This is a genomic window from Sphingomonas sp. Leaf22 (assembly GCF_001421715.1).
Lineage (GTDB): Bacteria > Pseudomonadota > Alphaproteobacteria > Sphingomonadales > Sphingomonadaceae > Sphingomonas.
The window spans coordinates 42,087-56,597 of sequence record NZ_LMKP01000043.1 but is presented as its reverse complement, the minus strand read 5'-3'; the positions used below and the strand labels follow the sequence as shown (position 1 = coordinate 56,597).

Annotated in this window: 15 protein-coding genes and 1 tRNA gene; 7 read left to right on the top strand and 9 right to left on the bottom strand. The window is 68.4% G+C overall.

Annotated elements, in window-relative coordinates:
- Positions 1-172: 172 nt before the first annotated feature.
- From uxuA to ASE70_RS16950, 3 genes are read left to right on the top strand one after another with little or no spacing between them, the layout of a single operon-like run.
- Complete coding sequence (gene uxuA, locus ASE70_RS16955; RefSeq protein ID WP_056507394.1) at positions 173-1,339, top strand: mannonate dehydratase; 1,167 nt, start codon at positions 173-175, stop codon at positions 1,337-1,339.
- 46 nt (positions 1,340-1,385) lie between these two features.
- Entirely contained in the window at positions 1,386-1,520 is a 135-nt protein-coding gene (locus tag ASE70_RS20930; RefSeq protein ID WP_268795560.1) for a hypothetical protein, read from the top strand.
- Between the two features lie 5 nt (positions 1,521-1,525).
- Entirely contained in the window at positions 1,526-2,539 is a 1,014-nt protein-coding gene (locus ASE70_RS16950) for a LacI family DNA-binding transcriptional regulator (RefSeq protein ID WP_235520022.1), read from the top strand.
- On the opposite strand, the gene ASE70_RS16945 is transcribed toward ASE70_RS16950, so the two are convergent.
- The 6 genes from ASE70_RS16945 to crcB are packed head-to-tail and all read right to left on the bottom strand — an operon-like array spanning position 2,499 to position 6,105.
- Positions 2,499-3,206, bottom strand: a complete 708-nt coding sequence (locus tag ASE70_RS16945; RefSeq protein ID WP_056507566.1) for an ATP12 family chaperone protein — start codon at positions 3,204-3,206, stop codon at positions 2,499-2,501. The genes ASE70_RS16950 and ASE70_RS16945 overlap by 41 nt on opposite strands.
- Positions 3,203-3,412: a hypothetical protein gene (locus ASE70_RS16940; protein ID WP_056402662.1), complete on the bottom strand. Its 210-nt coding sequence runs from the start codon at positions 3,410-3,412 to the stop codon at positions 3,203-3,205. Before ASE70_RS16940 ends, ASE70_RS16945 begins: the two co-directional genes overlap by 4 nt.
- Positions 3,409-4,068, bottom strand: a complete 660-nt coding sequence (locus ASE70_RS16935; RefSeq protein ID WP_056507387.1) for an HAD-IA family hydrolase — start codon at positions 4,066-4,068, stop codon at positions 3,409-3,411. The genes ASE70_RS16940 and ASE70_RS16935 overlap by 4 nt, the downstream gene beginning before the upstream one ends.
- Complete coding sequence (locus tag ASE70_RS16930; RefSeq protein WP_056507384.1) at positions 4,065-4,640, bottom strand: FMN-binding negative transcriptional regulator; 576 nt, start codon at positions 4,638-4,640, stop codon at positions 4,065-4,067. The genes ASE70_RS16935 and ASE70_RS16930 overlap by 4 nt, the downstream gene beginning before the upstream one ends.
- Positions 4,640-5,734: an RluA family pseudouridine synthase gene (locus ASE70_RS16925; RefSeq protein WP_056402653.1), complete on the bottom strand. Its 1,095-nt coding sequence runs from the start codon at positions 5,732-5,734 to the stop codon at positions 4,640-4,642. The genes ASE70_RS16930 and ASE70_RS16925 overlap by 1 nt, the downstream gene beginning before the upstream one ends.
- Positions 5,731-6,105, bottom strand: a complete 375-nt coding sequence (gene crcB / locus ASE70_RS16920; protein WP_056402650.1) for a fluoride efflux transporter CrcB — start codon at positions 6,103-6,105, stop codon at positions 5,731-5,733. Before crcB ends, ASE70_RS16925 begins: the two co-directional genes overlap by 4 nt.
- Before the next feature lie 327 nt (positions 6,106-6,432).
- Between crcB and ASE70_RS16915 the strand changes: the two genes are divergently transcribed.
- The 4 genes from ASE70_RS16915 (at position 6,433) to ASE70_RS16900 (ending at position 8,403) form a co-directional block, all read left to right on the top strand.
- Positions 6,433-6,774 (top strand): hypothetical protein, encoded by a 342-nt coding sequence (locus ASE70_RS16915; RefSeq protein WP_235512395.1) that lies wholly within the window; start codon positions 6,433-6,435, stop codon positions 6,772-6,774.
- 115 nt (positions 6,775-6,889) lie between these two features.
- A complete protein-coding gene (gene dapB / locus ASE70_RS16910) occupies positions 6,890-7,618 on the top strand; it encodes a 4-hydroxy-tetrahydrodipicolinate reductase (RefSeq protein WP_056402647.1) in 729 nt (242 codons plus the stop codon).
- Positions 7,615-8,274 (top strand): endonuclease III, encoded by a 660-nt coding sequence (gene nth / locus ASE70_RS16905; RefSeq protein ID WP_056402646.1) that lies wholly within the window; start codon positions 7,615-7,617, stop codon positions 8,272-8,274. Before dapB ends, nth begins: the two co-directional genes overlap by 4 nt.
- A gap of 52 nt (positions 8,275-8,326) precedes the next feature.
- Positions 8,327-8,403: transfer RNA gene (locus ASE70_RS16900), tRNA-Arg, on the top strand.
- Positions 8,404-8,460: 57 nt separating this feature from the next.
- Here ASE70_RS16900 and ASE70_RS16895 read toward each other — a convergent pair.
- From ASE70_RS16895 to ASE70_RS16885, 3 genes are all read right to left on the bottom strand, one after another.
- The gene (locus tag ASE70_RS16895) at positions 8,461-10,518 is read right to left on the bottom strand and encodes a phosphocholine-specific phospholipase C (protein WP_056507381.1); all 2,058 of its coding nucleotides are present in this window, start codon (positions 10,516-10,518) and stop codon (positions 8,461-8,463) included.
- Positions 10,519-10,657: 139 nt separating this feature from the next.
- Positions 10,658-13,036: a TonB-dependent receptor domain-containing protein gene (locus tag ASE70_RS16890; protein ID WP_056507380.1), complete on the bottom strand. Its 2,379-nt coding sequence runs from the start codon at positions 13,034-13,036 to the stop codon at positions 10,658-10,660.
- A 157-nt stretch (positions 13,037-13,193) separates the two neighbouring features.
- The gene (locus ASE70_RS16885; protein ID WP_235520020.1) at positions 13,194-14,450 is read right to left on the bottom strand and encodes a DUF5690 family protein; all 1,257 of its coding nucleotides are present in this window, start codon (positions 14,448-14,450) and stop codon (positions 13,194-13,196) included.
- Positions 14,451-14,511: the final 61 nt, after the last annotated feature.

Sequence of the window (14,511 nt, the reverse complement as noted above, 5' to 3'; positions counted from 1 at the left end):
TTCTGAAGCGTCCCCGACCAAGGGGTAATCCGCCGCGTGCCGACCCGAACAGCCGCGAAGATCGGACTGGACGGACCGATCCTGCGGGCTGGCAAGGTCGGTCGCACTGCCCTAGGTTCGTTGGCGAAACCCGTATCCGGGTTCGCAAGCGGGGGAGGGTGGCGATTTGTTGATGACACAGACGATGCGGTGGTTCGGGCCGTCCGACCCCGTGACGCTGGCCGCCATTCGCCAGGCGGGGGCGACCGGGGTCGTCACCGCGCTGCACGACATTCCCAACGGGTCGGTCTGGCCGCGCGAGGCGATCGCCGCGCGCCGGGCGATGATCGCGGATGCCGGTCTCGACTGGAGCGTGGTGGAAAGCCTGCCGGTCCATGACGACCTGAAGACGCGCGGCCCCGGCTGGGACCGGTATATCGACGCTTATCGCCAGAGCCTGACCCATCTCGCGGCGGAAGGCATCACCGTCGTCACCTATAATTTCATGCCGTTGCTCGACTGGACGCGCACCGATCTGGCGTGGCCGCTGCCCGATGGTGCGCGGGCGCTGCGCTTCGAATGGGAGGCGGTCGCGGCATATGACATCCATATCCTGCAACGCCCCGGTGCCGCGCAGGACTATCGGCCGGCACTGGTCGACGCCGCCGCGCGGCGGTTCGCGGCGATGGACGATGCGGCGCGCCGCGCGCTGGAGGCGACGATCCTCGCCGGCCTGCCGGGGGCGGAGGAAAGCTTCACCTCGGCGCAATTCCGCGACGCCATCGCCGGCTATGCCGGGATCGATGCCGGCGTGCTGCGCGACAATCTGATCGCGTTTCTCAAGGCCGTGTGTCCGCATGCCGACGAGCTCGGCATCCGGCTGGTCGTCCATCCCGACGATCCGCCGTTCCCGATCTTCGGCCTGCCCCGCGTCGTCAGCACCGAGCGCGATGTCGCGGCGCTGTTCGATGCGGTACCCAATGCCTCGAACGGTCTGTGCCTGTGTACCGGATCGTTCGGGGTGCGCGCCGACAACGACCTGCCCGGCATGGTCCGGCGACTGGGCGAGCGCATCGGCTTCCTCCATCTGCGTTCGGTCGATCGCGAAGGCGGTGACAGCGCGTTTCACGAGGCCGAGCATCTGCGCGGCGATGCCGATATGGCCGCCGTGGTGGCGGCGGTGCATGACGTGTCGCGCCGCGAAGGGCGCAGCATCCCGATGCGCCCCGATCACGGTCACCAGATGCTCGACGATCTCGGACGCCGGACCAATCCGGGCTATTCGCTGCTCGGGCGGATGCGGGGGCTGGCGGAGTTGCGCGGGCTGGAACTGGGCATCGCCCATGCCGCCGCCGGCTGAGCGCCGCCTATTGTAACGGACGGACGGCTATGGGATCGGTCGCGGTATGAAGCAGCGCGGTGAAAATCGCCATCAGCGGGTCTCGACCGCCATCGCCGCGATCAAGGTCGAGGTGCTGCGCCGGGCGCGGACCGGGATCGAGGCGCAGCGCGGGCTGGTCGCACGGCGGCTCCGCGTCTGACGCCGGTGACCGGTCCGCCTGCCGGCACCACCATCGCCGATGTTGCCGCGCGCGCGGGGGTGTCGATCCGCACCGTGTCGCGGGTGCTCAACCGGTCGCCGCTGGTCAATGCCGCTACCCGCGAAGCGGTCGAGGCGGTGATCGCCGGGCTGAATTTCCGCCCCAGCGCGCGGGCGCGCGGGTTGGCGACCGGGCGCTCCTATCTGCTCGGGCTGGTCCATAACGATCGCAATGCGCTGGTGCTCGATCCCCTGCAACGCGGCATGGTCGGTACGGCGGCGGCGCGCGGCTATGAACTGGTCGTCCATCCGGTCGCCATCGCGGGCGATCCGGCGGCCGACGTCCTCGATTTCGTGCGCCGCTCGCGGGTCGATGGCGTGGTCGTCGTGCCGCCGGTGTCGGGACTGGCCGGGCTGGCCGATGCGCTGGCCGGCGTCCCGGCGGTGGCGTTATCCTCGGTCGCGCTGTCGGGATATGACGCGGTGCTGGTGTCCGACGAACGCGGCGCGGCACGCACCGTCGCCGACCATCTGGTCGCGCTCGGCCATCGCCGCATCGCGCTGTTGTCCGGCCCCGCTTCCGCCCATTCGGCCTGCGAACGGCGGGCGGGGTTCGTCGATGGCCTCGCCGCGCACGGCATCGCGCTGTCGGGCGAGGCGGAGGGCGATTACGGGTTCGATGCCGGGGCGGCGGCGGCGCAGGCGCTGCTCACCGCCCGGCCGCGCCCGACCGCGATCTTCGCCGCCAACGACGTGATGGCGGCGGCGGTGCTGAAGGTCGCGGCGGGCTTGGGCGTGTCGGTGCCGGGCGACCTGTCGGTGATCGGCTTCGACGGCAGCATCCTCGCGCGGATGCTCACCCCGGCGTTGACGACCGTCCATCGCCCGATCGCCGACATGGCCGGCGCGGTGACCGAACGGCTGATCGACCGGATCGAAGGTATCGCTGCCGATGCCGCGCTCACCGCCACCCTGTCGCTCAGGATCGGCGGGTCGTGCGGTCCGGTCCGCGACGGATGAGGTCGAGGAACCGCACCGCCGCGCGATACTCCGCCGCGCGGACCGCGCGGGTTTCGGCGGCCAGCGCATCCTCGCCCCATTGCTCGGCCTGCCAATCCTCGTCGACATGCGCCGCCGCCCATGCGCTATCGGCATCGATCGCGCGCTCGACCAGTGCCAGCCCCAGCAGCATCGAGCCGGTCAGGCCGACGATCGGCGACAGCGGCGCCAGCACCCATGGCGACAAGGCCACCACCGCCTCGCGCAACCGCGCCAGCGTGCGCGGCGGCTGTTCGACCGGCATCATCCCGTCGGTGACGACGAAGGTCACGTCGAACCGCTCGCGCGCCCAGTCGAGCACCGGATTCCAAGCCGCTGCCTGTCGTTCGGCCAGCGGCTCCTCACCGCGATAGCAGAGCAGGTCGCTGCCACCATAGACCGCCAGTCCGCCGGCGAACCCCGCCGGATCGGCCGCGACCCGTTCGATCGCGGCGTTGGCAAGGCCGGTCAGCGGCATCGCGCGTGGATCGACCGTCTCGCCGACATCGCGCCATTCCTGCGCGATCGCCGCCGCCAGTTCCGGATAGGGCACGATCAGCGGCAATCGCCCCGGCGTCCGCACCGGCCGTCCGTCGAGCGCGATCTCGCCCTCGGGCGAAACCGCGACGGTCTTCCAGAACCGCCTCACCGGCTGCGCCATTTCGCGGCCAGCCCGCGCGGCACCACCGCCATCGCGTACAGCGCCGATAGTACGATCGCGACGCCCAGCACGCGCATGCCGGTATCGGGTGCCCGCGCCAGCACGATCACCCCGAACACCGCCCCCATCGCGGTGACGATGCGGATGACGACCAGCGTCAGCCAGCGATTGCGCGCGACAGGATCAGGGGTCATGGCAGGTCCAGCAGGGCGGGGAGGAGCGACGCATCGTCGCACAGCCGGTCGGCCCCGGCGACGGTCAGTTCGTGCGGGGGATGATAGCCCCATTCGACGCCGATCGCACGCACGCCGGCGGTCCGTGCCATCGCCATGTCGTACCCGGTGTCGCCGATCATCACGGTCGTCGCCGGTGCCGCGCCGACCTCGGCCATTGCCGCCTGTAGCATCGCCGGATGCGGTTTGGACGGGTGGCGATCGGCGGTCTGGAGGGTCACGAAATACTGGTCGATCCGGTGATGCGCCAGCAGCAGTCGCAAGCCGCGATCCGATTTGCCGGTCGCGACGCCCAGCTGCCAGCCACCGTCCAGCAACGTCACCAGCGTTTCGGCGATGCCCGGGAACAGCGGCTCCTCCTGCAATCGCCCGTCGGTGCGCATCGCCCGAAAGTGTCGCTTATACCCTTCCGCCACCGCCGCGTGCAGGTCGGACGAGCGATAGGGTACCAGCCGCGCCACCGCCTGCGGCAGGCTCAGCCCGACGATGCGGCGCACCTCGCGCGGGTCGGGCGGGGCCAGCCCCGCATCGGCAAAGGCCAGCGCCATGGCGGTACAGATGTTCGCCTGCCCATCGGCCAGCGTCCCGTCGCAATCGAAGACCGCCAGCCGGGTCATGCCGCCTGAATCCAAGGTGCCAGCGGATGGTCGCCCAGCGCGGCCGTCACGCGGGCGCGGACCTCGGCCGGCTTGTTCTGGTTCAGCTTCGCCGTGCCCCGCAATGCGGTCGGTACCAGTTCGAACCCGGCGATCGCGTCGAGCATCGCTTCGGCCTTGTGCGGATCGATCTGGTCGATCGACCATTGCGGCGCGCGTTCATAGGTCGCGGCGAGCGCGTCGATCTGTTCGCGCAACGCGGCACGATCGATCCCGTGCGCCGCGCCCTCGACCTCGACCGACAGATAGTTCCAGGTCGGCACCTCGTCCGGCCCGGCTTCGCACCAGCGTGGCGAGATATAGGCGTGCGGCCCCTGCACGACGAACAGCACGGTCGCCCCCTCCAGATGCGCCGTCACCGCATTGGTCCGCGCGACATGAAACCGCAGCGCGCCGTCCGCGGTCGTTACCACCGGCACCTGCGCCGCGCGCGGTCCATCGGGCGTGCCGACGAACAGCACGCCGAACCCTTCGTCTCGCACGAACGTCCGTGCGGCATCGTCGGCCATCCGAAAGACCCGGTCGGGATGCATCAGTCGCGCGATCCCCGGGCGCGACGCTCACCCCGCCGTTCCTTGCGATAGGTCTTGGCATGCGCCTTCGCCTTCGCCTTCAGATCGGCCTTGGTGACGGGCGGCGGCGCATCGTCGATCATCGCATTGCCCAGGCTCATGTCGAACCCCAGCAAATCGATGCTCTCGGCGAAATGGTCGGGCAGTTCGGCGGTGACGTCGACCTTGCCGCCATCGGGATGATCGATGCGGATGCGCCGTGCGTGCAGGTGCATCTTGCGGCTGACCCCGCCGGTCAGGAACGCGGCCTGCCCGCCATATTTGCCGTCGCCGACGATCGGATGGCCGATCGCGGCCATATGCACGCGCAGCTGGTGGGTGCGCCCGGTAAAGGGTTGCAGTTCGACCCAGGCCGCGCGATTGCCGACCCGTTCGATCACGCGATAGCGCGACCGCGCCGGCTGGCCCTCCTCCTCGTCGACATGCATCTTCTCGCCGCCCGTGCCGGGCTGCTTGGCGAGCGGCAGGTCGACGATCCCGTCGGAGATGTCGGGGATGCCGACGATCAACGCCCAATATACCTTCTTCGCGGTCCGCCCGGAAAAGGATTTGGCGAAGAACGCCGCCGCCCGCGCCGTCCGCGCGATCAGCAGCGCGCCCGACGTATCCTTGTCCAGCCGGTGGACCAGCTTCGGCCGGCTCTCGCCGTCGAACTGCAATGCGTCGAGCAGCCCGTCGACATGGTCGTGGGTCTTCGTCCCGCCCTGCGTCGCCAGACCCGGCGGCTTGTTCAGGACGATCGCCTGCTTGTCGCGGTGGATCACCAGCGACTGCGCCAGTTCGATCTGTTCCGCGGACAGCGGCGGGCGCTCGGCCTTCGCCTTGGGCTGGGCGACGACCGCCGATTCGGGCGGCGGCACCCGCAGCACCTGTCCGGCCGCCAGCCGCGCGCCCGGCTGCGCCCGCCCGCCATCGATGCGAAGCTGCCCGGTCCGCGCCCAGCGCGACACGATGTTGAAACTGGTATCGGGCAGATGCCGCTTGAACCAGCGGTCGAGCCGGATGCCGTCGTCGTCGGCCCCGACCGTGAATTGCCGGACGTCGTTCTCGCTCATGCCGCACCCCGTGTCAGTTGCAGCCCGACGAACAGCGCGATGCCCGCGCCGATCACCGATACCAGTATATATCCCAGCGCGCTGACCATCGCGCCGCGTTCGATCATCGTCACCATGTCGAGCGAGAACGCCGAAAAGGTCGTGAAGCCGCCCAGCACGCCCACCCCGACCGCCAGCCGCACCGGCTCGCTGCCGCCGCTGCGCAGGAGCAGGCCGGTCAACAACCCCATCGCCAGCCCGCCGATCAGGTTCACGCCCAGCGTACCCCATGGATAGTCGGGGCCGAACGAAGCGGTAGCGAAGCGACCGAACAGATAGCGAAGGCCTGACCCCAGCGCGCCGCCGGCCATGACGATAAATATATTTCCCATTATTGATCCGCGCGTAGCCGATTGCGGCGCGGGAGGAAACCGGTGCTGATGATACGAAAGTATCGGCCTGCTCGCAAAACCGCAGAAAACTCGCGCCGTATTTCCGGTCGTTCCCGGAACCGTGCAAATGGTCCCACCGTCGCCCGATCGCCGGACGCTACGCTGTCGGTACGCGCCGGCTCACGCCTGATCCGTTGCGATCAGAACAACTGCCTGCCGACAGGGGGCCGGTGTCGGGCGAATGGATGATGCCATCCCCCTTGCTGCTGGCGGTTACGATCGCTACTAAATGCTGCGATGCACAACGATGCCGTATCCGAGTCGAAGATGGACACCGCGCCCGACACCGTGACGGAAGAACAGCGCGCAACGCTGAGCGATATCATCCGCTTCGCGCTGATGCAGCGCATTTGCCTGTCGGTGCGCTACAACAACATGGACATGCTGCTCGCGCCGCACATGCTGTGGACCAAGCATGGCGACCTCCATGTCGATGCGGTCACCGTCGAACGCGCCGGCAGCGCGCCGAAGGTCTTCAAGATCGGCACGTTCAAGCTCGCCGGGCTCGGCAATGTCGCGCTGACGTCGCGCACCTTCCTGCCGCAGCCCGAATTCGACCCCGCCGACCCCAAATATGTCGAGGCCCCGATCGCATCGGTCCAACGCTGAGCTGAGGGCGTCTCCGCGCACGCAATCGCTTGCACATCCCCGGTCGCCGGGCCATGGCTTTACCGAGCCGGGGACGCGATCGGGCGGCCAGCCGGACGCTAGCGGGCGGGGATCAGTGACCAGCATCGGTATCTTCGGTTGGCAGGGCCGGATGGGGCGCGCGATCGCGTTGGAGATCGAACGGCTGAGCGAAACCCTCGCCGGCGGTGTCGATCAGGGTGGCGATGCGGTCGCGCTGGCCGCGACTGCCGATGTGCTGGTCGATTTCTCCGCACCCGTCGCGCTGGAGGGCAATCTTGCCGCTGCCCGCGCCGCCGCGACACCCGTCGTGATCGGCACCACCGGCCTCGTCGAACGGCATCATGCGATGATCGACGATGCCGCGCGCGACATCGCGGTGCTGCAGACCGGCAATACCTCGCTCGGCATCGCGCTGCTGTCGCGGCTCGTCCGCGACGCCGCCAGCCGCCTCGGCCCCGACTGGGACATCGAAATCGTCGAGAGTCATCATCGGCTGAAGGTCGATGCCCCGTCGGGCACCGCGCTGATGCTCGGCGACGCCGCGGCGGAAGGGTTGGGGACGACGCTGGCCGATAGCGGCGTGATCGGCCGTGCCGGGCTGGTCGGGGCGCGGGCGGGCGGTACGATCGGTTTCGCCTCGCTGCGCGGTGGTACCATCGTCGGCGATCATCAGGTCGTCTTCGCGGGTGAGGGCGAGCGGATCGAGCTCGGCCACCGTGCCGACGACCGCGCGCTGTTCGCGCGCGGTGCGGTGCGCGCCGCGCTGTGGCTGGCGGGTGCGCCTCCCGGCCGCTACACGATGGATGCGGTGCTCGGCGTTTGAAGAAGGCGGATATCTTCGAATTCTTCCGCCGGTTGGCCGAGGATAACCCGCACCCCGAAACCGAACTCGAATCGGTCAACGACTATACGCTGCTGGTCGCGGTCGTGCTGTCGGCGCAGGCGACCGACGCCGGCGTGAACAAGGCGACGCGCGCACTGTTCGCGCAGGTCGACACGCCCGACAAGATGGTCGCGCTGGGGCTTGACGGCCTGAAACATCATATCCGCACCATCGGCCTGTTCAATACCAAGGCCAAGAACGTCATTGCTCTGAGCGAATCCCTGATCGCCGACCATGGCGGACAGGTTCCTGAAGACCGCGATGCGCTGGAAAAACTGCCCGGCGTCGGCCGGAAAACGGCGAACGTGGTGATGAACGTCGCCTTCGGGCACGAGACGTTCGCGGTCGACACCCACATCTTTCGCGTCGGCAACCGCACCGGCCTTGCGCGCGGCAAGACGCCGAACGCGGTCGAGGCGGTGCTGGAGCGGGTCGTCCCCGCACCGTTCCGCCTGCACGCGCATCACTGGCTGATCCTGCACGGTCGCTATGTCTGCAAGGCCCGCCGTCCCGAATGCTGGCGCTGCCCGGTCGCCGACCTCTGCGCCTTCCGCCCCAAAACCCCGCCGCCGGCGCAAAAGGCGACGCTCGCCTGAAAACGGCTGGCCATGCCGGCAAAGCTTTGCTAGTCGCTGCCCCCACGGCCAAGCACCCGTAGCTCAGCTGGATAGAGCGCTGCCCTCCGAAGGCAGAGGCCACTGGTTCGAATCCAGTCGGGTGCACCATTTCCCAAGGACCTGGTACGGAGCGCGGCAGGCAATCGTCCTGCCGATCATGCCGCTTCAGCCCGCCCCGATCCCCGCCACGAACGGATCGCTGCTGCTCGCGCGCCCCGCGCGGTCGTGCCGCCCGGCGATACAGCGGTGCCAGCCGGGGGCGGCGCTGCTCGACAGCGTCACGTCATACCAGCCGAGCGCGCCGTCGAGCGACCAGCGATGCCGCCCGGCGGGTAGCGCCTCCTCCGACGCACCGCCGCCCGGCGTCAGCCGACGGGCACGCAGCCCCGGCGCGGTGCCGACGCGCAGTGCCAGCCCGGCATCGGACAGGCTCCATGCGACTGCCATCGCCGGATCGCCGCGGTGCCCGACGAACTGGCGGTGAAATCCGTTCGGTCCCAGCACCCACAGGTCATAGCCGCCATCGGCGGTATAGGGCCAATGCCCGTCGATCCGGTCGCCGGCACCCACGCTGTAGCGGCGCGGCGGCTGGTCGAGCGCATGGCGGTCATAGACGTGGAAGACCGCGCCCGCGCCGTCGGCGGCAAAGCGCAGATTCAGGCCGGTCGCATCGCCGCGCTCGGTCACGTCCAGTCGATAGGGCAGGGCGCGCGACCGGCGGATGCCGCTTTCCTGCCACGGGGCGCTGGCCGCCGGCGCATCGGGGGTGACCTGCCCCTTGATCGCCGCCGCCCGCCGCGCATCGCCGGCGGGATCGGGCAGCACCGGCGTTGCCGCGTCGGTCGCCGTAAAGTCGAACGCGGAGGTCAGGTCACCACAGATCGCGCGTCGCCACGCGGAGATATTGGGTTCGTGGATGCCGAAGCGCGTCTCCAGAAAGCGGATCACCGACGTGTGGTCGAACGTCTGCGAATTGACCCAGCCACCCCGGCTCCATGGCGAGACGACATAGAGCGGCACGCGCGGCCCTAGGCCGTAAGGGCGACCGCGATAGGCGGGCAGGTCGATCGCGGCATCGCCGCTGCTCGGCACGTCGTGATATTCGCCGGTCAGGTCGATGCTGGATCCGCCGAACATAGTGCCGTCCGCGCCGCGCGCGGGCGGGGCGGGGGGCGGCATATGGTCGAAGAACCCGTCATTCTCGTCGAACATCACCAGCAACACGGTGCGCGCCCACACTTTCGGATCGGCGGTCAGCGCGTCGAGCACGCGGGCGGTATAATCCGCGCCCTGTGCCGGGCTGGACGGGCCGGGATGTTCGGAACCGGCGGCAGTGGCGATGACGTACGACACCTGCGGCAACCGCCCGGCGAGCACGTCGGCCTTCAGCAGGTCCGGTCCGCGCGTGGTCAGCGCGCGGTCCTTCAGCACCGCATCGCCGTGCCCGGCATGGGCGTCGCGGAACGCCGCGAAGCCGGCCAGCGGGTTGTCGGTGAAATTGTCGTCCATGTCCTGATAGATGCGCCAGTCGACGCCGGCCGCCTGCAACCGTTCGACCGTCGTCGTCCAGCGATAGGGATCGGCCGCGCCGCCCTGTTCGACGAAATTGTCGTGCGAATTGCCGATCGCCGGGCCGCCACGTTGGCCGGCGGGGTCGTTGGTGCCGCTCCACAGGAACAGGCGGTTGGTGTTGGTCCCGGTCTGAACCGCGCAGTGATAGGCGTCGCAGATCGTGAACGCCTCGGCCAGCGCGAACTGGAACGGGATGTCGCTGCGCCGGTAGTGCCCCATGGCGCGCGGATGCTTGGCCTCGGGCCAATGCGCCATGCGGCCCTCGTCCCATGCGCGCTGGGCATCGGGCCAGCTATGCGGCGTGCCCTCCATCCGCATCAGGTCGAACTGCCGCGCGGTGTCGAGGTGGAAGGGGCCGACGATCCGCGGGCCACCGGTGCCGGTCCGGTCGGTCTGTTGCCAGACGGTGCCGGCGGGCGTGGGAATGGGGAAGCGGTCGGCAAAGCCCCGCACGCCGCGCAACGACCCGAAATAATGGTCGAAGCCGCGATTTTCCTGGGCAAGGATCACGACGTGCTCGACGTCGGCGATGGTGCCGCTGCGCCGGTCGGGGCCGATCGCCGCCGCGCGCGCGATCGACGCGGGCAGTGCCGCCGCCCCGGCAAGGGCGGCACCGGTGGACAGGAGCGTGCGGCGCGACAGGTCGACCATTGGAAAGTCCTGTAAAGATGATCCTCCCCTCCCTGACAAGGGAGGGGCTGGGGGGTGGGTAGGCCGGTTGTGGAACGCTTCCGTTCCCTCGCAGGCCGACCCACCCCCAACCCCTCCCTTTCAGGGAGGGGAGTTTAGGTCAGAAATCGAACGTCAATGCCGCCGTCACCGTTCGCGGCGTGCCGAGGAACGCCGACCCGCCATCGGCCCCGGCCAGATACCGCCGATCGGCGAGGTTGGTCGCCTGTACCGTCAGCGCCATGCCCTTCATGACCGCGTTCACTTCGCCCAGATCGACGCCGGCATAGGCATCGACGGTGGTGAAGCTGGGTGCGGTGGCCGTCCCGTCGCTGCCGATGAAGCGATCGCCGACGAACTTGGCCGCCCCACCGATCTTGAACACGCCGCGCGCATAATCGGCCGCCGCGACCCACATGTTGCGCGGGGAATTGATGACCTGCCGCCCCGGCGTCACGCCGATATCGGCGTCCTGTGCTGCGTTGCCGGTGCCGATATAGGTCGCGTGGTTATAGGTATAGTTGCCTGACAGCGTCAGCCCCTGCGTCACGCGATAGGCGAGCGCCGCCTCGATCCCCCGGCTCTTGATGCCGCCGACGTTCAGATAGACGCTGTCCTGCTCCTCCAGATAATCGATACCGGTGACGAGGTTGGCCGAGATCGACTGGATGCGGTTGTCGAACTTGATGTCATAGGCGGTCAGCGATGCCTTGACGCGCGGCGTCGAATAGCGTGCGCCGATTTCGATGTTGTTGGCGGTTTCGGGCTTGATCCGGTCGATCACCTCGCGCGGTTCGCCGAGCGGCCCGTTGCCGATCGCGGCGAAATTCTGCGAATAGCCGGCGAACGCTTCCAGCCCGTCGATCGGCGCGTGATAGACGATGCCGGTCGAGATCAGCGGGCGGCTGTTCGAATTCAATTCGGTCACGGTGCGGCTGTTGAACAATTCGGCGCGACGCTGGTCGAGGAAGAACTGCTTGACGCCGAACCGCGCGGTCAACGGCCCGAAGGTCACCGCGTCCTCGACATAATACATGATCTCGTCGAGGCCATAGTCGGTGCTGAACTGCTGGTAATAGGGCTTGCCGTCGAACGCCGGGCCGACCAGCGCATTGGTGATCTTGTGCCAGTCGCGCAGCTGGTTGGCGCGGCCGCGTTCCCACCACAGGCCGCCACGCAGCGTGTTCTGAACCCCGCCGAAATCATGCGTCCATGCCGCATCGGCGGTCAGCCCGCCGCGATCGTTCTCATAATGGGTGTGGCGATAGGACATGACCGGGGTCGATCCCGCCGCATAGCAGCTCGGCGCATAGAGTGCCGGGATCGCCGCCGTGCCGGTGCAGCCGGTCAGGAACGTCGCCTTCGCACCGGTCGCGGTGACGAAATAATAGCGACCCAGATTGCCGCCGCCGATCACGGTCGGCAGGCTGCCGGTGAACTCGCTCTCGGGATTGCCAAGGCCGTCGTTGCGGACATCGACCAGATAGGGGGGCGCGAAATCGCCGCGCCCGCGCATCCGGTGGTAATAGGCGGTGCCCGACAGCTTCACGTCGCCCAGATCGGTCTCGCCGCGCAGATAGCCGAACAAATTGCGACGCAACGCCCGCGAGGTCGAGCGATAGCCCTGATCGATATAGGGGATGCCGGTCCAGTTGTCGGTATAGGCATCGTGGTTCGGATCATTGGCGAACATCTCCGGGCTGACCGATCCGAATTCGGCTTCGTCGGCGTCGTCATAGCTGACCCAGCCGGTCAGCTTCACCCGGTCGATGTTGCTCACGATCTTCGCATCGACATGGTCGCGGCGGGTTTCGCCCGATCCGCCGATCCAGTCCTTCACGCGGCTGGTCGAGGCGCTGACGAAGGCGCGGGTGTCGCCGGCGAACTGGCCGGTATCGACCCGACCATAGAGCTTGCGCGCACCGAAATCGCCGCCTGCCAGCGTGAAGCGATAGCGGGTGTCACGCGCCGGATCGGTCGTGACATAGTCGAGCGTCGCGCCCAGCGCCTCGTTCGACCGCGACGAGATGTCGGCGGTGCCCTGCGACACGATCACCGTCTTCAGGTTCAGCACGTCGAGATAACGGTTGGCGCGCGATCCGCCGCCATAGCCCGAGCCACCATTGGGCAGCCCGTCGATGGTCGATCCGATCTGCTGACCGCCGCCGCCGCCCGAGCTGAACCCGCGAATGCTGATCGAGGTCGCCCAGTCGGACGAACCGAAGGCGTCGCCCTCCGCCACGAACACGCCGGGCAGTTCCTTGATGACGTCGTTGACGCTGGTCAGCGCCGACTGGCGGTCGAGCATCGGCTCGGTCACCTGCGTGTTGGCGAAGGTCGTGGCGCGGCCGGTCACGACGATCTCGCCGCCGCTGCGCGCTTCGTCCTGCGTGCCGCCCGACATTTCGGTCGTCGTCGCATCGGCCGGGGCCGTCTGCGCATGGGCGTGCGTCGTCCCCGCCGCGATCGCGAGGATCGCCGCACCCGTGATGAACTTCATGATGTCTCCCTTGGCGGACGTGCCGCCGTGTCCCGGCCGGTTCCCGGCCCCCGCTGCGCCTTTGGCGGATCTTGATGACGGGTGTGTGACGGATGATGAAAATGACGTTCAGATCGGCGATACTTGTGGAGCGAGGGCCAAGATCAACGTGATATCATCACGTATCGGCCGAAAATCGCCGCGAGAACCACAGTCCCGACAGGCATGCGCCGCAAATTAACACCAGCGCGGTGGCCAGCGTCGCGCCGGTGAAGAACCCCAGCCACGGTGCGCGATCGTCGGCCAGTTCGCGCAGCAGCAGCAGCGCGACGCTGCCGGCATAGCCGAACGAATCGGCCAGATAGATCAGGAAGCCGGCATTGCCCGGCGACTGGCCCAGCGCCATCATCCGGTCGAACAGCACCGCACTGAACGGCGCATAGGCGCTGTAGATGCCGATCCCGATCCACACCGTCCATGCGACCGGCCCGATCCAGCCCAGCCGGAACAGCAGGGTCGCGCCGCCCAGCGCCACCGCGCCGAACAGGATCGCGCCATGGATCGCCAGCAGCGCGCGCAGATTGCTGCGGATCTTGGCCAGCAACGCCATGCCGATCAGCACGACGACCGTCACCGGCACTTCGGTGATCGAAAAGATCGTGGCCGGCGCACCGTTGCCAAGGTCGCCCCAGATCTCGGCGGCGAAATTGTCGCGGAAATCGCGCAGGCCCGTCAGCAGCGTATAGCCGAGAATCAGCAGCGTCAGCGGCAGGGCGTGGGCGCGGACATAGGCAAGGCGCGCCGCACCATCCATCGCCACCCGCGTGCCCCGCGCCGCGCGGTCGGCGGTGTCGGGCGGCGGGGTGCGGGCCAGCACGACCAGCGCGGCGATCAGGACGGGCGCGAACAGCAGCCCGGTCACCGCCGGCATCCAGAAGGGCGACAGTCCGCGCTGCACCAGCAGCGCCCCCGCCGTCTTGGTCGCGCCCGACGACAGGATGAAGCTGGCGGTCAGCATCGCCGCCAGCATTTCCGACACCCGCCGCCCCTCCAGATAGCTGAACACCAGCCCCCAGATCATGCCGAGCGGCAGCCCGTTCAGGAACAGGCAGATCGGCCCGAACCGTGGCGGCAGGATCGCGAAGCCCAGCAACGCCACCCATGCTGCCGCGACCAGCGCGAGGATCAGTCTGGCCCGTGCGCCGGTCGCATGTTCGGCGACGACCTTCACCCCCAGCATCTTCGACAGGGCATAGCCGATCGCCTGCGCAAGGATCAGCGTCGCCTTGTAATCGAGCGCGGGCCACAGCGCCGCCTGATCGGCGAAACCGACCGCCATCACCGGTTTGCGAAAGGCGTACATCGCGAAATAGACGCAGAACGCCGCCAGTCCCGCCGCGAACAGGCTGAAACGGGGTGGGGCAGGCGTCGGCAAGGTCGGGCAATCGTTGCGAATATCGTCGGTCTATCGCACGGATATGTCGGTTCGATGACCT